The 23,003-nt window shown below is 66.9% G+C and carries 11 protein-coding genes and 2 pseudogenes; 3 read left to right on the forward strand and 10 right to left on the reverse strand.

From position 1 onward, the window contains the following. Positions 1-58: 58 nt before the first annotated feature. From AB4Z47_RS10220 to AB4Z47_RS10245, 6 genes and pseudogenes are all read right to left on the reverse strand, one after another. Positions 59-631 (reverse strand): TetR/AcrR family transcriptional regulator, encoded by a 573-nt coding sequence (locus AB4Z47_RS10220; protein ID WP_441949799.1) that lies wholly within the window; start codon positions 629-631, stop codon positions 59-61. 44 nt (positions 632-675) lie between these two features. After that, a complete protein-coding gene (gene hpnE, locus AB4Z47_RS10225) occupies positions 676-2,040 on the reverse strand; it encodes a hydroxysqualene dehydroxylase HpnE (protein WP_441949801.1) in 1,365 nt (454 codons plus the stop codon). Positions 2,041-2,097: 57 nt separating this feature from the next. Next, entirely contained in the window at positions 2,098-2,280 is a 183-nt protein-coding gene (locus AB4Z47_RS10230) for a hypothetical protein (RefSeq protein WP_441949802.1), read from the reverse strand. A gap of 110 nt (positions 2,281-2,390) precedes the next feature. Next, complete coding sequence (locus AB4Z47_RS10235; protein ID WP_441949804.1) at positions 2,391-3,173, reverse strand: DNA-formamidopyrimidine glycosylase family protein; 783 nt, start codon at positions 3,171-3,173, stop codon at positions 2,391-2,393. A 54-nt stretch (positions 3,174-3,227) separates the two neighbouring features. After that, positions 3,228-4,157 (reverse strand): annotated as a pseudogene (locus tag AB4Z47_RS10240) (Lhr family helicase); the annotation flags it as partial. A gap of 309 nt (positions 4,158-4,466) precedes the next feature. Then, a pseudogene (locus tag AB4Z47_RS10245) lies at positions 4,467-8,378 on the reverse strand (Lhr family ATP-dependent helicase); the annotation flags it as partial. A 107-nt stretch (positions 8,379-8,485) separates the two neighbouring features. On the opposite strand from AB4Z47_RS10245, the gene AB4Z47_RS10250 reads away from it, so the two are divergent. Then, a complete protein-coding gene (locus AB4Z47_RS10250; RefSeq protein ID WP_441949806.1) occupies positions 8,486-9,031 on the forward strand; it encodes a histidine phosphatase family protein in 546 nt (181 codons plus the stop codon). Between the two features lie 219 nt (positions 9,032-9,250). Here the strand turns inward: AB4Z47_RS10250 and AB4Z47_RS10255 are convergent, their stop codons facing one another. After that, the gene (locus AB4Z47_RS10255; RefSeq protein WP_441949973.1) at positions 9,251-10,426 is read right to left on the reverse strand and encodes a lipase family protein; all 1,176 of its coding nucleotides are present in this window, start codon (positions 10,424-10,426) and stop codon (positions 9,251-9,253) included. A gap of 281 nt (positions 10,427-10,707) precedes the next feature. After that, the gene (locus tag AB4Z47_RS10260) at positions 10,708-11,196 is read right to left on the reverse strand and encodes a hypothetical protein (protein ID WP_441949808.1); all 489 of its coding nucleotides are present in this window, start codon (positions 11,194-11,196) and stop codon (positions 10,708-10,710) included. A 926-nt stretch (positions 11,197-12,122) separates the two neighbouring features. Here AB4Z47_RS10260 and AB4Z47_RS10265 point away from each other — a divergent pair. Together AB4Z47_RS10265 and metG are read left to right on the forward strand one after the other, a co-directional pair. Then, entirely contained in the window at positions 12,123-15,596 is a 3,474-nt protein-coding gene (locus AB4Z47_RS10265; protein WP_441949809.1) for an indolepyruvate ferredoxin oxidoreductase family protein, read from the forward strand. A 368-nt stretch (positions 15,597-15,964) separates the two neighbouring features. Then, positions 15,965-17,749, forward strand: coding sequence for a methionine--tRNA ligase (gene metG, locus AB4Z47_RS10270; RefSeq protein ID WP_441949811.1), 1,785 nt, complete (start codon positions 15,965-15,967; stop codon positions 17,747-17,749). 397 nt (positions 17,750-18,146) lie between these two features. On the opposite strand, the gene AB4Z47_RS10275 is transcribed toward metG, so the two are convergent. Then, positions 18,147-21,758 (reverse strand): ABC transporter ATP-binding protein, encoded by a 3,612-nt coding sequence (locus AB4Z47_RS10275; RefSeq protein ID WP_441949975.1) that lies wholly within the window; start codon positions 21,756-21,758, stop codon positions 18,147-18,149. 153 nt (positions 21,759-21,911) lie between these two features. Further along, positions 21,912-22,973 (reverse strand): LLM class flavin-dependent oxidoreductase, encoded by a 1,062-nt coding sequence (locus AB4Z47_RS10280; RefSeq protein ID WP_441949812.1) that lies wholly within the window; start codon positions 22,971-22,973, stop codon positions 21,912-21,914. Between the last annotated feature and the right edge of the window lie 30 nt (positions 22,974-23,003).

Genomic DNA, 23,003 nt, shown 5'->3' on the forward strand with positions numbered 1-23,003 from the left:
TGTAGCAACCTCATCCAGATCGCCAGCAGCACAGTGCGATCAGCGGCAAGCGGCCGGATCAGTGCGTCGGGCCGGGCGCTTCCATACGCATTGCCCAGTCGACCAGCGACCGTAGATAACGCAGCATCAGCTCGTCCGGGTATCGGATCGGGTCGGCGAGGTGCAGACGGGCCAGCTCCTCCATGGCGGCCAACCGGATTCGCTCGGTCGCGCCGTTCGGATCGACGCTCACCCCGGTGTACCGGGACAGGTGGCGCGCGCCGATCGCCCGTGCGTAGGCGCGGCCGAGCGCGAGCCGGTCCCGCAGATCGGGCGGCCCGCCGTCGGGTGGGCTGAGCATGATGCGCCAACTGATCGGCGCGGCGTGCAGGTAGGCCAGGATGCCCTGGCTGACCTGGTCCACGTCGGCGTTCCAGTCCACGCTGCTGATTCCGGCCAGCGCGATCGCCGACTCGCGGTCCAGCAGCGCGGTCGTCAACCCGGCCAGATCGGTGAACTGCTGATACACCAGCGCACGGGTGACCCGCGCCTCGCGTGCCACCCGATCGATGCTTACCGCGCCGAAGCCTTCGGTGGCCACGATGTCGCGCGCCACGTCCAGCAGTTGGGCGCGCCGGTCGTTCGCGGACATCCGGCGCCTCGGCGGCGGGGCAGCATTCGGTGACTCGGCGGTGCCTACCACGGAACCGAGGGTAGCGAAAGCAGCAGTTCGACCGCCTTGGCCGCACTCTGTACCGCGCTCTCCATCGTCGCCGACCAGTCGGTGGCGGTCCAGTCGCCCGCGAGCACCAGGGTGGGCACCGAAGTCCGCTGGTCGGGCCGCAGCCCATGCGTGCCGACGACCTGGGAGAAAGTCGCTTTCGGCATGCGGACCACCTGTGCCTGCACCACCTTCGCGTCCCGCGCCGAGGGGTAGTAGCGGCGCAGCAGATCCATCTGCTCGGTGACGATCTCGTCGGCGGACTTGTGGATCTGCGCGTACGCGCCGCTGGTGGTCAGGCAGTACAGCCACGCTTTCGCCGTGCTGCGGCCGGTCATCAGCTGACGGTCGAAGACCTCGTCGATCACCCCGGTGCCGCCGATCAGTGCCTCGAACTCGGCCGTGGTGCCCAGCGGGCGATCGAGGTACAGGTTGGTGCTGACGATCGGCGTATAGCCCAGCTTCTCGGCGGCCGCGTAGATCTCGGGGTGTTCGGGCAGGTCGTCGAGCAGGCCGCCGACGTTGGAGTTGGGTACCGCGCAGACCACCGCATCGGCGGGTACCGTGGTTCCGCCGGCGAGGGCGACGCCGGTGACCCTGCCTTCGGTGATGTTGATCCGGCGCGCCACGGCCCGGTGGCGCACCTGCACACCGTGTTTCTCGAACATCTTCAGCGCCCCGGCGATATAGAGGGTGTCCAGGTCGGTGGTCGGGTAGCCGATTGTGAAGGGTTGCCGGTGTTCGATGGCGAGGCGGATGCCGGTGGCCATCAAGTCCGCGAGCACTTTCGCCGATTCCTGCTGTACGGGTTCCGCCGCGAGCCCGAGCGCCAGCCAGTCCCACAGCGCCTCGCGTGCTTTCGCGGGCATGCCGACCCGGTCGAACCATTGCTCGGTGGTGAGGTCGGGCAGGTCTGCGGGCTGGTGCAGGCACTGCCAGCCGAGCCGGAGTGTGGCCACGCTCGCGCGTACGCGTTCCAGCGGGCCGGCGTCGGGGTGGGCACCGGACAGGGCGCGCAGCGCGCCGAGCCCCTTGGTGTGCATGGTGACGCTACGGCCGTCGGGCCAGCGCAACGTGGCGTGGTGTGGGAAGGCGAGATACCGGCGGGTACCGATGCTGGTGAGGTAGCGGAACAGGTGGTCGTAGCTACTGGCGATCACGTGCTGGCCGTTATCCGGCGGGTCGTCGACAGCCTCGACCCGCATCGCGTGCGTGCGTCCGCCGAGTCTGCCCCTGCGCTCCAGCAGGGTGACCTGCTTGCCCGCTTCCGCCAGCCAGACCGCGGAAGCGAGCCCGGCCAGACCGCCGCCGATGACCACGTACCGTCGTGGATCGTTCATGATGCACTCCCCGCTTAACTAACAACTTGTAAGTCAAGTGGGTGGTTTGGTCGCGCGTCAAGGACGCGGCGACATCGTCGCCACAGGTGCGCGCGGGGAATCTGGGGCGCGGGTCGACGAATTCGGGTGCAGCAGAAGGTAAGTGAACGCGACGGTGGCGAGGGTCGCCATGGCGGCGACCAGAAGACGCGTGGAGATCGCGAGGAGCAGCCGCGTGCTCGATTGCGATACCGTCGTCATGTGTCTGCTCCTGTGCTGGGTCCGGACTGCCACAGTGCATGTCGTGGCGCGGGCCTGGATCGTTAGCAATGGAGTGGCAAATAGCCTTCGGTCGCGGCGTCCCGTCGGGTTCAGGTAACCGGGATCGGCTGGCAGCGGGGGCAGAAGTAGATGCCGCGTTCTCGTTGGACGACGCGGTCGGAGTCGGGGGCGGTGTCGCCGAGCAGGTCGGCCACCAACGGTGTACCGCAGCGCTGGCACGGGCGGTGGGTGCGGCCATAGGCCAGCGGGCGGCGCGGGGGTTTGTCGGCGGCCTCGGTCAGCACCCGGTGCGCCTCGTTGACCAGCGCGAACAGGTCAGGGACGTCGCCGATCCTGGTGGCCGGGTGGACTCGGCGCAGAAAGCAGACTTCGCTGCGGAAGATATTGCCGATGCCGGCCAGATTGCGCTGGTCGAGCAGCGCGACGCCGACAGGTTGATTCGGATACCGCTCCAGCCGCCGGACGGCTTCGGCCGCATCCCAATTCGACCCGAGCAGGTCCGGCCCGAGGTGGTCGACGATCCGGTGCTCTTCGCCCACCCGCACCACCTCGACAGTGCCCAACGAGAACCCGACGGCCTCCACCTCGTCGGTGCTCAGCACGACCCGCGCGGCAACTCGGGGTGCGGTCCACCGCTGCCCGCAGTGGAAGACGCGCCAGCTGCCCTCCATCTTCAGGTGGCTATGGATGCTCGAGCTCGGTGTCCGGATGAACAGATGCTTGCCATAGCTGCCGACGCTCTCGACCACCTGTCCGCGTAGGTCGACCGTCGCGTACCGCGGCACCCGGAAATCGCTGCGTGTCAATTCTTTTCCGGCCAACGCGGCGCGGAGACGTCCGGCGGCCAGGTAGACCGTGTCGCCCTCAGGCATACGGCGGCTCCGGTTCCGGGGCGTCGGCACCGCGGCTCGCCCGGGTGCGCGGGTTCACGGGCGGCTCCGCAGGCGCAGCCCGCGCGGGGTGGCGGAGAAGCCCGCTTCGGTGAGGAAACCGGCGAAGGTGTTGCCGTGCACGGTGTCGCCGTCGACGCGGTCGATCACCAGCGAGTCCACCCGGCGGCGATGCACCAGGTCGGCCAGCGCCTGCGCGGCGCGGCGGCGAGCCTCCGGGACCTCGGTGAAGGTCAGCAGGGTCTTGCCACCCCGCTCCAGGTACAGGACCAGTTCACCGTCGATGAGCACGACGAGGGCGCCGGCTTTGCGTCCCGGCCGATGTCCGCCCTCGACGTTGCCCTTCGGCCAGGCCAGCGCGGCGCCGTACGGGTTCGCGGGATCACACGCGGCCAGTGCCAGCACCGTACCGGTCGGCTGCCTGGAGTCGGGACGAGCGCGGTCGGTGTCGAAGGAGCGCAGCCGGTCCACCACGTCGGTGGTGGAGAACTGGGCGCCGCCCAGCGAGTCGACGAAATAGCCTCGGCGGCAGCGCCCGCGATCTTCGAACTCGGTGAGCACCCGATACATCAGCGCGAAGCCGCCGCGCACACCCTCGTTCTGCACCGAGCCTCTGGTCAGCACCCCGTATCGCTCCAGAAGCAGGTCCGCTGTCGCGTGCGCGCGCACGGTGTTGTCCGATACCCGCTCCGGCAGCAGCGACCACCGCCCAGCGACCGCGGGCGGGCCGGATCGGGTCGGCATGCTCGGTCGGGGCAGGTAGGCCCGACCGCGCGGCGCGCGCCGCGGTGTCCGGTGCGCGGTGGTGGTCCGCGTCGTGCCGGACAGCAGCGCACGCACGGGGGCAAACGTGTCGCCGGAAACTATGCCCGCCCAGACCAATTCCCATAGCGCAGCGGCTACCGCACTGTCGTCGAGCAGGCCGGTCGCGTCCGAGAGTTGTCGGAAGAAGAACGCGCCGCCGGCCTGCGGCACCGGTACGAGTTGAGGGGCGCTGGATGCGGAAGCGTCCAACCACCCTGCCAGGGAGTATTCGGACGGTGATCGTCGTCCGGCGGCGTCCCGATTCGCGCTCATGGAGCCGGGCCCGCTCCCGTCGGATTCCTGTGCATGGTTCGCCGAGTCGCGAGCGTTCTGCGGCCTGCGGCGCGCCGAGCGTTGGTCGGTCGAATCCGTGGGCATCCGGAAGTCTTCCACGGCCTCGCCGGGCGGATCCGGTTCGTCGAGTGACACCGGTGCTCGGCCGATCGGGTCCTGGGTGGGAGGAAGTGGAGTCCTCGGCACCAGGGACGCGCCAAGGGCGGTGAGCAGTCGCAACTGAATCTCCGAGAGGTCGATCTCGTCCGATGGCGTCAAGGTGAACGGGGCTTGGTCGGCCAAGTGCAGGGCGATCCAGCCGTCCTTGGCCGTGATGGCGCCGTGACCGGACCAGATCACCTCGCCGGTCGCCATGAGTTCGTCGAGCAAGGCGGGGGAGTAGTCGCGCACCCGCGCGGGCAGGACCAGCGATTCCCAGGCGGACGCCGGAATCGGCACGCCCGCCAGCTGTTCCACGACGGTCGCCACGCCGTCGACGCCGCGCAACTCGCCCGTGTCGATGTGCTGCCATGCGGCAAGAAAGCGGCCGAGCGCGGCGGTCGAGACCGGCTCGACATCGTGCCGGGCCGCAGCGAGCGACCGGCGGCGCAGCCGGCGCAGCACCTGCGCGTCGCACCATTCGGAGCCGGTGGCAGCGGGCGTGAATTCGCCCTCCACCACCCGCTTTTCGGCGGCGAGCCGGCGCAGCGCGGTGGCGGCGACGGCGGTGCCGAGACCGAACCGTGCCGCGACCGCCTCGACGCCGAACGGGCCGTGTGTGCGGCCGTAGCGGCCGACCAGATCACCGAGCGGGTCGGCCACCGGCTCGATGAAGGCCGACGGCGTGCCGATCGGCAACGGCACCCCCAATGCGTCGCGTAGCCGCGCCGCGTCCTCCACCGCCACCCACCAGTTCCGGCCCGCGAACGAAACCTCCAGTGCCCGACGCGAAGTCACGAGGCCGGCGAACCATGCGGCCGGGTCCTCATCGCAGCGCTCGGCGGCCTCGGCTGCGGTGAGCGGACCGAGTAGCCGCAGTAGATCCGCCAAGCCTTCGGCGTCTCTGGCGCGGCGTTCCGGCGTGAGCCGCTGCAACTCCCGTTCGGTCTGCTCGATGACCGCGGCGTCCAGCAGCTCGCGCAGCTCGACCCGGCCGAGCAGTTCGGCGAGCAGCCCGGAGTCGAGCGAGAGCGCGGCGGCGCGGCGCTCGGCCAACGGGCTGTCCCCGTCATACATGAACTGCCCGATGTAGTCGAACAGTAGGGCGTTCGCGAACGGTGACGGCGTCGCGGTCGCCACCTCGACCAGCCGCACCTGGCGTCGCGCCACCCGGCCGAGCAGGTCGCGCAGCGACGGCAGGTCGTAGACGTCGCGCAGGCATTCGCGCACCGTCTCCAGCAGGATCGGGAACTCGGGAAACTTGCGTGCCACGTCGAGCAGTTGGGCCGAGCGCTGACGCTGCTGCCACAGTGGGGCGCGCTTGCCCGGGTCACGGCGGGGCAGCAGCAGTGCGCGCGCCGCGCACTCGCGGAACCGGGAAGCGAACAGCGCCGAGCCGCCGACCTGCTCTGTGACGATGTCGTCGATCTCGTCGGGCTCGAAGACGAACAGCTCGGCGCCGGGCGGATCGTCGGTGGTATCGGGCAGCCGCACGACGATGCCGTCATCGGAGGCGTTCGGCGTGGCGTCCACACCGAACCGCTCGAGCAGCCGCGCCCCGATGGCCAGCGCCCACGGCGCATGCACCGGCAGGCCGTACGGCGAATGCAGGACCAGTCGCCAGTCGCCGAGTTCGTCGCGGAACCGCTCCACCACCAGGGTGCGATCGGTGGGCAGATGTCCGGTCGCGGTGCGCTGTTCGTCCAGCAACGCGATCAGGTTCGCTGTCGCGTTGTCGTCGAGGCCGGCCGAGCCCATGAGTTGTGTGATGCTGTCTTGCGCCGGTCCTGCTCCGGGATCGGCGGATTTTCGCCGCGATCGCCGCTGAGCGGGAGTGTCGGCCGTGCGGCCGGGTTCCGCGCGCTCGGCTCGCGCGCGAGCCGAATTCACCGAACCGACGGCTACTGCGCCCGGCGCGACCGAACCGGGTGCTGATACATGGGGCGCCGCCGAGTCCGGGGATTTCGACCGCCCTGACACGGAAATGCCCTTGCGTCGCACCGGATTTCGCGTTCCTACCACCGAAGACGACTCGGACACACGCTCCTGTCCGGCCATGCGCACGAACTCACCGAGCGCCGCACCGAGTTCCGCGGGCCGCCCGAGCCCGTCACCGTGCCAGAACGGCAACCGGCCCGGCTGTCCGAACGCGGGCGTCACAAGCACCCGGTCGAACGTGATCTCCTCGATCCGCCAGCTCGTCGCACCGAGCGCGAACACGTCGCCGACCCGTGACTCGTAGACCATCTCCTCGTCGAGTTCGCCAACCCGTGAAGCCTTTTCACCGACCATGTACACCGCGAACATGCCGCGGTCCGGAATCGCTCCGCCCGAGGTCACGGCCAGGCGTTGCGCGCCGGGCCGCCCGGTGAGCGTTCCCGCGTCGCGGTCCCAAACCAGCCGGGGCCGCAGCTCGGCGAACTCGTCCGAGGGATACCGGCCGGACAGCAGGTCCAGCACCGACTCGTAGGCCGAACGTGGCAGTGACGCATAACTTCCCGTGCCGCGCACGACCTCGAACCACGCGTCGACGTCGATCGGGTCGAGCGCGCACGCGGCGACCGTCTGCTGGGCGAGGATGTCCAGCGGGTGCGCCGGGATCTGGATCGCCTCGATCCGCCCCGCGGCCATCCGCTGGGCGGCCACCGCGCAATGGATGACGTCGGTGCGATGCTTCGGGAAGATCACCCCGCGCGAGATCTCGCCGACCTGGTGTCCGGCCCGCCCGATCCGCTGCAACCCGCTCGCCACCGAAGGCGGCGCCTCCACCTGCACCACCAGATCGACCGCGCCCATGTCGATGCCGAGCTCCAGGCTGCTGGTCGCGACGACGCAGCGCAGCCGTCCGCTCTTCAAGTCGTCTTCGATCAGCGCGCGCTGTTCCTTGCTCACCGAACCGTGGTGCGCCCGCGCCAGCAGCGCTTCAGCGCCCTGGATCACCTCGGTGGACGGCCCGAGCTGGGCGGGCGGCTTGTGCCCGGCGCGCGCGCCGGGCCCGTAGGCGGCAGCTTGCGTAACCACGGGGGGCCCCGCGCGCGCCGCATCGGGCACGGTCTGCACCGGCTCGCCGAGCCGCGCCGCATAGGCCTCGTTCAGCCTGGCTGTGAGACGTTCGGCCAACCTGCGGGAGTTCGCGAACACGATCGAGGACCGATGTTCCAGAACGAGATCCACGATCGCTTCGTCCACGTGCGGCCAGATCGATCCCGGCTGGTCGGAGTCGCCCGGCTCGGTCATGTCCGGCACCGGAACGCGCACCGACAGGTCGAACGTCTTCGGCGCGGGCGGTGCGACCAGCCTGATCGGCGCCTCGCCGACCAGGAACCGACCGACCTCCTCCGGGGGCCGCACGGTGGCGGACAGGCCGATCCGCTGTGCTGGTCGCCTGGTCAGCAGGTCGAGCCGGGCCAGCGACAACGCCAGATGCGCGCCGCGCTTGGAACCGGCGATCGCGTGCACCTCGTCGACGATCACCGTGCCCACATCCCGCAGCGTCTCCCGTGCCGCCGAGGTGAGCATCAGGAACAACGATTCCGGCGTGGTGATCAGGATGTCCGGCGGGGTGCGCTGCATGGACCGGCGCTGCGCGGCGCTGGTGTCGCCCGAGCGGACTCCGACGGTGATCCGCGGTGGATCGAGTCCGAGCCGCTCGGCGGTCTGCGTGACGCCGACCAGCGGCGCCCGCAGATTGCGCTCCACGTCCACCGCGAGTGCTTTCAAGGGGGAGACGTAGAGCACCGAGGTCCCGGTCTTCTCGGCGGGCCGTTCTCGCGTCGCCAGCCGATCGATCGCCCAGAGGAAGGCCGAGAGCGTCTTGCCCGACCCCGTCGGCGCGATGACCAGCGTATGGTCGCCCGCCGCGATGGCATCCCACGCCCCGAGCTGAGCGGACGTCGGCCCGGGGAACGCGCCGTCGAACCACTCCTGGGTCGCACGGGAGAACTGGGCCATGGCATCAGTGTGCACCCGGCCACCGACAAGCACGTCCGGACCGTTCCACGGCCGAAGCGGGAGCAATCGAAGTACGGCCGTCGGCGTCGCGCCGTACGCTTCGATCCGTGCAAAAGGTGCTCAGAGTCGACCTGGTCAGCCATGGTATGACCGAGGCGATGCGAAAGGCACGTTTTCCGGTCGACGAATCGCTGACCGAGGCCGGCCGCCGGGCTATCAAGGAGTGTGGGCCACTCACCGCCGCGCGGGTGCTTACCGGACCGGAGCGCAGGACCGTGGAAACCGCCGCCCTGCTGGGGTTGCCCGGCGACGAGGACACCCGGCTGCGCGATCTGGACGCGGGCGCGTGGCGCGGCGGGGAACTGATGTCGGTGCCGCAGGACGAGCTGTACGCCTGGCTCACCGACCCCGCGTTCCGTGGGCACGGCGGCGAGTCCGTGGTGGATGTGATCGAGCGGACCAGGTACTGGTTGGCGCAGGTCGCGGCGGAGGGAAAGTCCACCATCGCGGTCACCCATCCGGCGGTCATTCGGGCGGCGCTGTTGGTGACCCTGGACGCCCCGCCGAAATCGTTCTGGCGGATCGACATTCCGCCGGGCAGCGTCACCCGTCTGCACTATCGCGGTGAATGGACGCTGCACTTCACAGCCTGACGCGGGGCACGGTCGTCCGGTGGCGAGAGCGACCAGCAGCCGCGCGACGGCGCGATCCTGGTCTGGCCGAGGGGACCCGCCTCTGCCGTACCAGCCCCTTTCCGCGGCCAGGCGGGTGCTCATGTAGGCGCGGTGGGCCTAGCATCTCGATCCTTCAGCTGAACCGCACGTGGAGCGGCCCCGGAGCAGGTCTCTCCGGGGCCGCGTGTTCCGGTACGGCTAGCAGTTGATCGGTGCGGGTTCGCCGCGGAACCTGGCGTCTATGTAGTTCCATGCTTCGGCGAATCCGGCGACGGCCGTGGTCATGTGCTCGGAGATCTCGTAGGGGTGGAACAGTACCCGGGCCCCTGCCCTGCAATATCGGTTGGCGACCTCGGCGACGGGACCGAAAGAGGTGAGCGTGTCGAAGCGGCCCTGCCAGATAAAGGTCGGAACGGTCGGCACACCCTCGAAGTAGCGCAGGCTGTTCTCCCGCAGTACGGCGAGCACCTCCGGGCTGTCCATCAGGTTCTTGGACGCCGCCATCTGCTCCGCGCTGCGGAAGGCGCCCTCGTTGAGCAGGAACCGGCGGCAGGCATCGCGCGTGAGATCCCGGAACCACAGCCCGGTTTCGTTGAGCTGATCGGAGACCGGCACCCGGTCCGGGTATTCGCGTTCCAGCCCCATGGCCGCGGCGAAGGCCAGGCCGAACCCGGGGTGCGAGTTGAAGCCGAGCGCGTGTGCCATCTCCCCGAGGTCGGCGGGGATGCCGCCCGCGACGGCGGCGGTGAGGTGCAGGTCCGGCGCGTAGGTGGGTTGCATCGCGGCCGCCCACGCGGTGGCAAGACCGCCACCCGAGTAGCCGGCGAGGGCGACCGGGGAGTCGGCCAGACCGAGCTCGGCGACTTTGCGCACGGCCCGGACGCTGTCGAGGGTCATCATTCCGCTCAGTCGCGCCGCGCTGTAGGCGGAGGTGGGGCCCAAGTAGTCCGGGACCGAGACCGCCCAGCCTCGCCTGATGGGCAGCATCATGCCGGCCGCGTCGTCCAATTCGCCGTTGAACAGCGAGCGCGACGGGCTGCACCGGGTGCCGAGGGAATTGATCAACGCCTGGTAAGAGACCAGCGGCGGGTTCTGCACCCCGGGGGGAAGCAGGACGGTTGTGACTCCCATGACGGGATTGCCCTGTGAGTTGGTGGAGCGGAACGCCACCTGCCAGTCGTCGGTCCCCGTGTAAGGACCGCTGTCGATCCTGCGGGCGCGCACCACGTCACCTGGCTGGAATGCGGCAAGGTTCGGCGGCGCGGCGTAGAAGGGATCGGGGTCCGGAGTGGGATACAGTGGCTGTGCTGTCGCGGGTGGCCCGAGCAGGCCGACCGAGAAGATGCTCAACAGTAGGATCGCGATCCGGAACACGACTCTGGTCACGGTTTTTCCTTCGAAGGTCAGCCGCCACCGATACACCGACCGACGGGGCTCATTCCCGCGGTCGGTATTTCGGATGGACCGGCACGGTATGGGAAGTCGCAGCGAACCACCTCGTTCACTGCGTGGATCGAAAGAAGGCAACGGCAGCCGGAGCGAATGCAAAATGTTTGCTGAAGATTAGCACAGCCCTTCGGCTTTGGGATAGGCGATAGCCGAAGATGTGACGCTACTCCGCTTCGAAAGACATCATCGAACGGAATATTGCCCGTTCAGGCGAGACTCAACACCGCCCGGTTGCCCAGCGGATGTTGCAGATTGATCACGACCACGCCGTACTCACGCTTTTGCTCTGGATTTGCTCCCTGGCACGGCGGCATGCCGCGGTGCAGTCCGCGGATGAGCTTCACGCTCACCAGCTCGGCCGATTCCTCGACCTGCGCCGTGAATCCGATGCTCGAGCAGCCCACCGGACCCGGGATGTGGATCGCGAGTCTGTCCATGCCGTCCTCGATGTCGTATGCCGAGAAAGCCATCGCCGAACTGGGTTCCAGATCCGCGGAGTGCGGGACGACGACCATCGTTCCGCCCGCGTAGTGCCGGGGACCAAGGTCGGCCGGCATCCCCGCCGGCGCACCCCCGGCCGCCTCCGTCGAGGGCGTGATGCCCGAGTTTGCCGGAGGGGCCTGCTGCCCACCGCACGCGGTCAACCCCGCGACCGCGGTCATCGCGACGATTCCGGACGCGACCCTCCTCCGCATACCCATTCCTCCACCTTCACACAGCTCTTGTTTTTGCAGCGCCCGCGGCGCTGCGTGTTCGCTGTGTCTTTGGCCGCGCGGGCGCGGCGGGTTCGCGGCCCCCTGGTGGCTCGCGTCCGAGCGGCCGCCGCTGGCGACTTCGTCGCGGACGCGGCGGCCGCTCGGACGCGAGCCGGGCCGCGAACAGGGGAATGCACGGTCTCGCTGCGCTCGGAACTGTGGGTTGGGCCGAGGTGGTTGTGTCGGGTGGCGAGCGCGGTGTCTATTTGTTTGCTCTTCGCGCTTCGGTGTTCGCGGCTCCTCGGGGTCTTGTGTGTGGAGCGGCCGATGCTGGCGACTTTGTCGCGGACGCGGCGGTGCGRACAGGGGAATGCACGGTCTCGCTGYGCWCGGAACTGTGGGTTGGGCCGAGGTGGTTGTGTCGGGTGGCGAGCGCGGTGTCTATTTGTTTGCTCTTCGCGCTTCGGTGTTCGCGGCTCCTCGGGGTCTTGTGTATGGAGCGGCCGATGCTGGCGACTTTGTCGCGGACGCGGCGGTGCGGACGGGGAATGCTCGGTCTCGCTGTGCACGGAAGTGGGAGTGAGGCCTATGTGGTTGCGTTCTAGGTGCGGGTATCGCAGCGAATCGCGTCGGGATAGATCGTTGCTCGCCTGCTCGCCTGCTCGCCTGCTCGCCTGCTCGCCTGCTCGCCTGCTCGCTTGGGCGACATCGCGGCTCGCCGCGCCCGCGATAGCGTGTGTATGCGCCGGTACATCGACCTCGCACCCTGCATAGGTGGTGCTCATCTCGATCTCTATGAATTGGGCAGATTGCTCAATTTTGTGACCAACTATTGTGCGTTCAGTTCTTTCGGGGCCAGGATATCGGCAATAAGTGCTCAATGATGCGAGGTGCCCGATCGGTGCCGAGCGGACGGGTGGATCGCTATGACCGAGCTCGCTGACAGCGATCTGATCGCAGCTCCCTATGACCTTGCCGACCGTTACCGCGTCGGCGGGGGCACCGTTGTCCTCACGGGTGTCCAGGCGATCGCCAGGCAGCTGGTCGAGCAACACGTGCGTGACCTGCGCTCCGGGCGAAGGGTCGGCACGTTCGTGTCGGGGTACCAGGGCAGTCCGCTCGGCGGCGTCGACAAGATGCTGGCCGGGATGCCCGATGTCCTCGCTGAGCACGACATCTCTTTCGTCCCAGGGTTGAACGAGGAACTGGCCGCCACCTCTGTGTGGGGCAGCCAGGCGGATCTGCCCGACGGCAATGCCACCCATGACGGCGTCGTCGGGGTCTGGTACGGCAAGGGCCCCGGGCTCGACCGTGCGACGGACGCCCTGCGGCACGCCAATATGTACGGCGCGAACGCCCGCGGCGGCGTGCTGCTTCTGGTGGGCGACGATCCGGCGTCGAAATCTTCCACCGTGCCCGCGGTGAGCGAGCGTTCGCTGGCGGCAATGAACATCCCGGTGCTGTTCCCACGCAACGCCCGCGAGGTCATCACCATGGGCCTGCACGGTGTCGCCCTGTCGCGCGCCTCGGGATGCCTTGTGGCGCTGAAGATCGTCGCCGATGTCGCGGACGGCGCGTGGACCGTCGAGGGTTCGGTCGGCGACATCGACATCGTCGTGCCCGAGGTCGGCTGGGACGGTCACCCCTTCACCTATCGCCAGCGTCCGATGGCAGCGCCGGCCGATAGTGTGCTCGCCGAGGCCGACCTCTACGGTCCGCGCTGGGAGCTGGTGCAGGCCTACAGCACGCGCAACGGCTTGGATGTGATCGAGGTGAACCCGGTCCGCGCCACGGTCGGAATCGCCGCGACCGGAACAACTTTCGATGCCGTCCGCCAGGCGCTGATCGATCTGGGGGTAGACGATGACGCGCTGCACCGCGCAGGAGTGCGACTACTGCGCATCGGCATGCCGTACCCCGTCGCACCCGAGCGGGTCCGGGAGTTCGCCGACGGGCTCTCGCGGCTGATCGTCGTCGAGGACAAGACCGCGTTCGTCGAAACCCAGATCCGGGACATCCTGTACGGCACGCCGAGCGCACCGGAGATCATCGGCAAACGCGACGCCGAGCGCCGTCCGCTGTTCGCGACCGACGGCGAACTCACCACCGGACGCATCACTCCGCCGCTGCGCCGCGCACTCGATGGCTACGTCGACATGAAACGTGCTCTGCCGCAACCGCTGTCGCTGTCCGTCCTCCCCGCCAAGCGCGCCGCCTACTTCTGCAGCGGTTGCCCGCACAACCGCTCCACCGCGGTTCCGGACGGCTCGCTGGCAGGTGGCGGCATCGGCTGTCACACCATGGTGACCATGTCGGGCCGCACCGACAGCCAAGTCACCGGGTTGACTCAGATGGGCGGTGAGGGCGCGCAGTGGATCGGTCAGGCCGCGTTCACCGACGTGCCGCACCTGTTCCAGAACATCGGCGACGGAACGTATTTCCACTCCGGCCAGCTCGCCGTGCAGGCGTGCGTCGCCGCTGGCGTGAATATCACCTTCAAGCTTCTGCACAACGACGTCGTCGCGATGACCGGCGCGCAGCACGCCGAAGGCGCGCTCACGGTGCCGATGCTCACGCACAAGCTCACCACCGAGGGTGTCCGGCAAGTCATCATCTGCGCCGACGAACCCAAGCGTTACCGCAAGCGCGATCTCGCGGCGGGAACCCTACTGTGGCATCGGGATCGGCTCGACGAGGCCCAGCGCACCCTGCGTGAAATTCCCGGTGTCACGGTGCTCATCTACGACCAGCACTGCGCTGCCGACGCGCGCCGGCAGCGCAAACGCGGCACACTCCCGGTGCGTCGCACCCGGGTGATCATCAACGAGGCGGTGTGTGAGGGCTGCGGCGACTGCGGGGTCAAGAGCAACTGCCTCTCGGTCCAGCCGGTGGACACCGAATTCGGCAGGAAGACCAGGATCGCCCAGACCTCCTGCAATACCGACTACAGCTGCCTGGACGGCGACTGCCCGTCGTTCGTCACCGTCGAGCTGCGCGATCCGGCGAAGACGAAGCGGCGCACCAGGATTCGGCATGCCGAGCCGCCGCGACTGCCCGAACTCACCTCCGCCGCGCCGACATCGACGCAGAACGTTTTCCTCGCGGGTATCGGCGGCACCGGCATAGTCACCGTGAACCAGGTGCTGGCAACCGCAGCGGTGCGTGCCGGCTACGAGGTCGCGAGCCTGGACCAGATCGGAATGAGCCAGAAGGCCGGCCCGGTCGTTTCACACCTGCGGTTCGCGCTCGGCGAACTGGAACCGGCGAACCGGCTGACGCCCGCCTCGGCGGACTGCATCGTGGCCTTCGACTTGCTCGCCGCCACCGACAACAAGAATCTCGCCTACGGCTCGAAGGCGGTCACCATCTCCGTCGCCTCGACCAGCAAGACACCGACCGGTGACATGGTCTACGACAAGTCGGTCGCCTACCCGGACGAGGGGCAGCTGCTGTCCCGGCTGGCACAGGTGTCGCGCTCGGTGCGGTCGTTCGACACGCTGGCCGCGGCCGACGCGCTGTTCGGCAACACGGCCGCCGCCAACTTCCTCCTGGTGGGCGCCGCCTACCAGATCGGCGGCCTGCGGCTGCCCGCCCCGGCGATCGAAGAGGCCATCGCGATCAACGGCGTCGCGGTCGAGGCGAACATCGCCGCTTTCCGCTGGGGACGCGTCGCGGTCGCCCGTCCGGACGAGTTCGCCGCGGCCACCACCCGGCACCGGCGGTCGAAGTCCGAGATCGCTGTTCCGGCAGGCCTTTTCGAGGGGCTCACCGCGACGGGGGAGACCCGGCGGCTGGTCGAGTCGCGGGCCGCCGAGCTGATCGGATTCCACAGCGCGAAGGTTGCTCGCGAGTACCTGCGTACCGTGCAGCGGATCTGGGAGGCACAGAGCCGAGTGGGCGACCGCACCGAGTTCAGCGAGCAGGTAGCGCGCGGCCTGTACAAGTTCACCGCCTACAAGGACGAGTACGAGGTGGCGCGACGGCTCACCGATCCGGACTTCCTCGACGACGTCGCCGCGCAGCTGCCCGACGGTGCGAATCTGACCTACCGGCTGCACCCGCCGATCCTGCGCGCGATGGGGCGCGAGAAGAAGATCGGCATCGGGCCCCGGAGCCACTTCGCACTGCGTCTACTGGCCAAAGGAAAGCGCCTGCGCGGCACCACATTCGACCCGTTCGGCTACGCGCACGTGCGCCGGGTCGAGCGCGCCCTGCTCGAGCACTACACAGAGATGGTGACCACTCTCGCCGACACCCTCGACGCGGAGAACTACGACCGCGCCGTTGCGGCCGCGAGCCTATACGACCTGGTACGCGGCTACGAGGACATCAAGCTCGCAAACGTCGAGCGGTACTGCGTCCGCCTGCGCGAACTCGGTATCGAACCGCCACGGGTCTAGCCGGTCGTGTCAGATCGCGGGCCACGACAATCGAATCCAGCTCATGGCCACACTCCGCAACACCGCCATCAGCCTGCTTCGCCTTGCCGGCCACACCGACATCACCGCAGCCCTACGAGATCACGCACATGACTTCAACCGAACCGTCGAACTACTCCTGACATGCTGAAACCGGACTTTGCGGGAGCCCTTTCCGCCCGGCTCGTACTCGAAAGGCGCCTCCGTGCTTTCCGGGATTGCAGCTCGAGCTCGGTTCCGCCCGGGTGTTAGCATTGTGATCCACCTGCGCCCTGGCAGAGACTTGCCCGTCTGACCAACAGCATTCGCTGCGGCGCTGAACCACGCAACACCGGGGAGAGTAGACACGAATGCCTAAAGTTCTCGCCGCAGTCGCCTGGCCGTATGCGAACGGGCCACGCCACATTGGCCACGTTTCGGGCTTCGGTGTACCGTCTGATGTATTCAGCCGGTACATGCGGATGGCGGGCCATGAGGTTTTGATGATCTCTGGCACCGATGAGCATGGCACGCCGATCCTGGTTCAGGCGGAGAAAGAGGGAGTGACGCCGCAGGAGCTGGTGGATCGGTACAACCGGGTAATCGTCGACGATCTTACGCGGCTCGGTCTTTCGTATGACTTGTTCACCAGGACGACAACGCGGAATCACTTTACGGTTTCGCAAGAGCTGTTCCTCACCGCGCACCGCAACGGCTACCTGATCGCCCAAACAGCACAGGGTGCGTTCTCGCCCTCGACCGGACGGACGCTCCCGGACCGCTATATCGAGGGAACGTGCCCGATCTGTGGCTACGACGGTGCGCGGGGTGATCAATGCGACAACTGCGGAAATCAGCTCGACCCGCAGGATCTCATCGATCCTAAATCCCGGATCAATGGCGAAACGCCGATCTTCAAGATGACGGAACACTTTTTCCTCGACTTGCCTGCGTTAGCCGGATCTCTGGAGAAGTGGCTGCACTCGCGTACGGACTGGCGGCCGAACGTCTTGCAATTCGCGCTGAATCTGCTGAAAGATGTTCGGCCACGGGCGATGACGCGTGATATCGACTGGGGTATTCCGGTGCCTTTGCCCGGTTGGGAGGAGAACCCGAACAAACGGTTGTATGTCTGGTTTGACGCGGTCGTTGGTTATCTGTCCGCATCCATCGAGTGGGCGCGCCGATTCGGCACATCCGAGGATCAGTGGCGTGAGTGGTGGGCAGCTGAAAACAACGTCAAGTCCAGGTACTTCATGGGCAAGGACAACATCACTTTTCACGCCCAGATCTGGCCCGCTGAGCTGATGGCCTACAACGGCGAGGGCGACAAAGGCGGTGAACCGGGGCAATACGGGACACTGGCGTTGCCCACCGAGGTCGTCTCGAGCGAATTTCTGACTATGGAGGGTAAGAAGTTCGCCACATCGCGCGGAATTGTGATTCTGCTCCGCGACATACTCGATCGTTACGGGCCGGATCCGCTGCGCTATTACATCGCTGTCGCCGGTCCGGAGTCGACGGACACGGACTTCACGTGGGCTGAGTTCGTGCGGCGGAACAATGATGAACTCGTGGCCGGGTGGGGCAACTTGGTCAACCGGTCGATCACCTTGGCGGCCAAGTACTTCGGTGCCGTTCCGCCTCGGGGTCACCGCACGGCGGCGGAAGAGGACCTGTTCGCGGTGACCACAGCGGCCTTCGGGACCATCGGCGCGCTCATCGAGCAGCACAAGCAGAAAGCAGCGATGCAGGAAGCGATGCGGGTCGTAGGCGTCGTCAATAAGTACATCACCGATCAGACACCGTGGAAGCTGGCTGACGACCTCGACCGGATGGGCACGGTTCTCAATGCCGTGCTTCATGCTGTCGCCGACTGCAATACGTTGCTTTCGCCGTTCTTGCCGCACGCGGCGCAGAAGATTCACGAATTGCTCGGTGGGGAGGGGGTACACTCACCACTCCCGCGCATCGCGGAGGTCGACGATCTGGACGGTGGTGCGGGATACCCGATCATCACCGGTGACTATGAGGTGGGCCAGCGCTGGGAACCGACGGAGCTTCCCGAGGGGAGGAGCTTACAGGCCCCGGCCCCAGTGTTCCGCAAACTCGACCCGACGACGGTGGATGAGGAATTGGCGCGAATCAAGGACTAGATCCACGGATTTGCCACATGGCGTGAGGCCGGCTCACGCCAGGCGGATGTTTGCGGCGTGTGGTGATCGTCTGTCGAACCTGGTCCCAGCGCAGCAATGGTTGGAGTCTGCGGTAGCGACTCGTAGGCCGTCAGAGCCGGTCATGTGGCGGGCTGGATGCGCGAAGGTTCGTCGACCAGTCCGATCTCCGGTACGACCGCCGTGCTCAGATCCGCGAGCCGCGGATCAGCAGTCCACCTCACAGTGACGATGCCGATCGATGGCCGACCCTCGTCTGTGAGCATTCGGGAGCCATCGTGCGGAGGAGCACCGCGCTGCAGCCGACAGGCAGAGCGATTCCACAATGCAGGACCGGACCACCGATGGCGTGCTGGCCCTGCATGGACCGGAGCTGAGCTCAGTGCCCGGGGATGTGGGCACTGCCGGGCAGCGCAACCGTAATACGTGACGGCTCGTCCAGGCCCGAGAATTCCCTTCGCATGCCTGTTGCGGCGCCCCAGAGGCGGTAATAGTAGCCGCGGGTGGCGAGTAGCTCGGTGTGGGTGCCGATTTCGGCGATCCGGCCGTGCGCGACGACCGCGATGCGATCTGCCCGCGCCGCCGTGGTGAGGCGGTGCGCGACTATCAGCGAGGTGCGGCTGTGTTCGGTTCGCGCCCGCCGCAACGACTCGTTTGCGGCTAGTACCTTTTCCTCGCTGTCCGGGTCGAGGACTGCGGTCGCCTCGTCTAGCAGCAGTAAATCAGGGCGAACTAGTTCGGCACGAGCGAGCGCGATCAGCTGGCGCTGACCTGCCGACAGGCCACGGCCGTTTTCGCCGACCGGTTGGCGCATGCCTCGAGGAAGCCCGGCGATCATCTTCAACGCGCCGACCGAGGCGGCGGCCTGCTCGAGCTCGGCCGGCGTGGCAGAAGGCTTTCCGAAAGCGATATTGCTGGCAATGTCTCCGGTGAACAGGTGCGCTTCCTGTGGAACCATGCCGAGGTGGGAGCGGTAGTCGGCAAGGCGGTAGTTGCGGATGTCGATGCCTCCGACCCGGATCGAACCGGTCGCCGCCTCGGCATCGGGGGTGTCGGTGCTAGGTTGCGGCAGGTCGTAAAACCGCGCGAGGAGTTTCACGATGGTCGACTTGCCCGCGCCTGTCTCACCGACCAGAGCGAAGCTGGATCCGGCCGGGATGCGCAGCGAGACACCGTCCAGAGCGAAGGTCTTCGACTCGGCGTAGCGGAAGCGCACCGCGTCGAAGACGATGTCACCGCGCAGCCGGTCGGCGAGGGCTACCGGCTGTGCCGGATCGGGCGCAATCGAGGATGGAGTGCGAAGCAGTGCGCCGATGCGGTTCAGGCCCACCCGGGCCTGTTGGTAGCTGTCGAAGACCTGCGAGAGCTGCATGATCGGGTTGAACAGCAGCCTCAGGTACAGCACGAATGCGACCAGTGTGCCTGCGGTGGTTGTACCGTGCGCGATCTGCCAGGCACCGACCGATACGACGGCAGCTTGCGCTGAGTCGGCCCAGGCGACGACGAATGCGAAATACAAGGCGAGGGCGCGCTGTGCCCGCAGGCGGGTGGTGCGGTGATCGTTGGAGTAGGCAGTGAACTGGCGGGCCGCCGCTTGCTCATGCAGGTAGGCCTGGATGGTCTGCAGACCGGCGACGTTCTCAGCGAAGTCGGCGTTTACGGCAGAGACTCGTTCTCGCGCTGCTGAATAGGCCACCGCCGACACTCGGCGAAACCACACCGTTGCGACCAGCAGTGGAGACAGCATTGCGAACATCACAATCGCGAGGCCGGCGTCGATGACCACCAGCGCCCCAGCAACACCCACAGTGGTGGCCAGGCCGACGAGCGCGGTGCCCAAGCCGGTCTGCAGAAACGTTGACAACGCATCGATATCGGTGGTCATCCGGGTCATGATTCGACCGGATAGCTCGCGTTCGTAGAAGTCGAGCCCGAGCCGCTGTAGGTGTGCAAAACTTCGCACCCTCAATCCATACAGCATCCGCTCCCCGCTACGCGCCGATAAGATCGCACCCAGCGCACCGCCGAGCCAGGCCAGCGCCACCAGCGCAGCCCCTGCGAGCGCGGTGCTGGCAAGTACCTCTGGCCGGTGCGCCGTCACGCCAGAGTCCAGGACGTGGCGGGTCAATGCGGGAAATGCCACTCCGATGACCGCGTCCAGCGCAAGCAACGCCACTACAGCCGCCAGCAACCACCGCACCGGCCGTAACACACGCCGCAGACGGAAGCGCGGATCCGGCCGCTCCAACTCCCGTTCGTCCAGCCCCGGCTGCTCGGTCGCCGCCGGGAGCCGCATCAGCTCGTCCTGAACCTCTGGCGGCGCATCGGATTCCGAGAAGTCTTGTTGCACAACTATTTCAGCTGATTTGCCGCCGGGCCAGAGATTACCTTGTTCGGTCGACGGAGCGCCCGGCAAGCGGATGACACGGTCGACGCGAGTGAGGGTGGATTCGCGGGTGGCGAGGATGATCGTGGTGCGTCCCAGCGAGCCCGCAGCACCCGGGCCCTTGCTGGAGAGCACGTCGAAGATGCTGGCCTCGGTGATGGCGTCTACGGCGGAGGTGGCGTCGTCCAGCACCAGGATCCGGGGATCGGCCAGCGAGGCGCGGGCCAGAGACAGACGCTGACGCTGACCGCCGGACAAGGTCAGGCCGCGCTCACCGACGACAGTGTCGTAGCCATCGGGGAGGGCGCTGATGAAATCGTCGGCGGCGGACAGCCTGGCAGCCTGGCGGATCTCTGCGTCGATGGCATCGGGTCGGCCCAGCGCGATGTTCGCCGCGACTGTATCGGAGAACAGGAATGGTTCGTCGAACACCACCCCGACGGCGGTGCGCAACTCGGACACATCGACCTCTGCGAGATCGACCTCGCCACCGGCACCGTGCAGGACGATCCGCCCACTATCGGGAGAATGTAATCGCGGCAGCAGCTGCGCAAGCGCAGACTTACCGGAGCCAGCGGGACCAATGATCGCCACCGTCTCCCCGGGCTGTACTGTCAATTCGAAATCGCGCAGAATTGGGCGGCCCGGCTCGAAACCAAATGTAACCGAACGGAATTCGATGCCCAAGGGACCGGTCGGCAGTGGTTGGGGGGTGGACGGGCCGACCTTGATGGGGGCGTCGTCGATCACCTGGAAGACCCGCTCGGAGGCAGCGCGGGTCAGTTGTGCCAGCACGACCACGTTCGAGACGGTGCGCGCGCTGGCAGTCATCAGGACCACATAGGCCGCGAAGACGAGGAAGGTACCGAGCCCGATCGACCCGCGCAACGCCAGCCACCCGCCCAGGCTGACCACAACAACCTGCCCTGCCAGTGGGATCGCAGCCACCGTCGGCGTGAACCGGGAGTTGATGCCGGCCGCCCGCATGTGCTCCGCGTACAGCAGCCGGGCATACCCTTCCAGCACTTGTACCATCCGGGCCTCCTGCCCGAACCCCTTGACCACCCGCACACCGGTCACGGTCTCCTGTACGTGTTGTGCCAGCTCGGCCGCGCGTTGCTGGACGGACCAGGTGGCCGCATGCAGTCGCGGCCGGGCCCGGTACACCACCAGGACGATCGCGGGCACCGTCAGCAGCGCAGCCAGCGTCAGAGACGGAGACAGAGACAGCATCACGCCAGCGGCGAGCACACACATCAGAAGTGACATGCCCGCCAGCGGCACCATGGATACCAAGGTCTGCACCAGTTGCAGATCACTGATCGAACGCGAGACGACCTGCCCGGTCTTCAGCTGGCCCTGCCCAGCTCCGTCGTAGCGGTGCACCGCAGTGAGCAACTGGACCCGCAGATGGTGCTGGACATCGAGCGCCAGACGACCAGACAGCCAGCGACGACCATAGGAAAAGCCGAACTGCAGTAACGCCAACAACACCATGACACCCGCCACGGCCGCGATGGCCCGTACATCTCCTACCCGGGCGCGGTCGAGTGCGTGCTTGGCAGCCAGCGGCGTGACCACCTCGATCACCGCCCCGGCGAGCACCGTCAAGGATACTGTGACTATCAGGCCCGGGCCGGCGCGACAGACGCTCCACAACCGATAAATCCAGCCCCGAGGAGCGTGTACGCCTGCATAAGTCTCACCGCTCATTGCGGATCGACCTGATCCATTGCTCCGGGTACCTATGGCGCGGAGTCAAATTTTCAGTTCCGCTCTTACGATGGGAATCACTTCTCGGCCAAACGAGACAACATCCTCCAGAGTGTCATAGCCGTTAAGTCCGAAAGCAGTGATGCCATACTCGTGATATTTGCAGAGCGCTTCAGCGAGTTGTTCTCCGGTGCCTACCAGTGCGGTACTGCTTCCAGCGCCACTGGTCTCCCCTGCAGGTCCGGCCCAGAAGCAGTCGTCATGCCACTCCCCACGACTTAGCACGTCCAATGCCAACTTCGCGCTACCGGTTTGCGGCTCTCGATTCTTCGCCCTTCCCCCCAGGTTGGACCGCAGTGTATTCAGCAGTTCGCCAGCCCGCACACGCGCATCGGCGTTCGTTGAACCAAGAATCGGTCGAAACTGCATCTGCATTTCCGGCAATTCATCTCGGCCGATCTCGTCGCAATACCGCCGCAGCATATCCACGACCAACTTCGTTTCATTGAGTGGCAGCCCATAGACGGCATGTCGATGAGAATATCTGGCAGCCATCCGGAGAGCGGCTTCGGACGTGCCGGCGGTCGAAACGAATAGACCTTCTTCGCTCACGCACCGTATCTTCGCATAGAACCCGCTGACCGAATAGTATTCTCCCGAGTAACTGAACGGGAAATCCACTGTCCACGCCTTTCGGCACAGATCTATGAATTCACCAGCCCGGTCGTATCGTTTGTCTTTCTCCAGAGAGTCGCCTTCGGCCGCCTGGCCGGCAGCGTAACCGCCAGCGATTACGTGGAGGCGAATACGACCGCCGCCGGTAATCGTGTCCAGAGTGGCAAGCTGCTTCGCCAGAAAGGTGGGAAAGCAGGTGTTCGGCCGGACCGCGATGATCAGCTTTATGCGACTGGAGACGGTGCTTGCGTACGCTGCCGCCATGCTGGGGTCCACACCGGCTGCAGTATACTGGACGATGACCCCATCCCAGCCATTGGATTCGTGCGCTTCGATCATTGCTTTGGTAAAATCGTGGTCGAAGTACGCCGTAGTGCGAGGGTGGGTTTCCGAAAAATCGTTCGTAAGCCCGAGTCCGATGAATTCAACCATTTAATCCTCCGGTTGAGGCGAAGGTAAGCA

Origin of the sequence: Nocardia sp. 2TAF39, assembly GCF_052114905.1 — a bacterium.
Lineage (GTDB): Bacteria > Actinomycetota > Actinomycetes > Mycobacteriales > Mycobacteriaceae > Nocardia.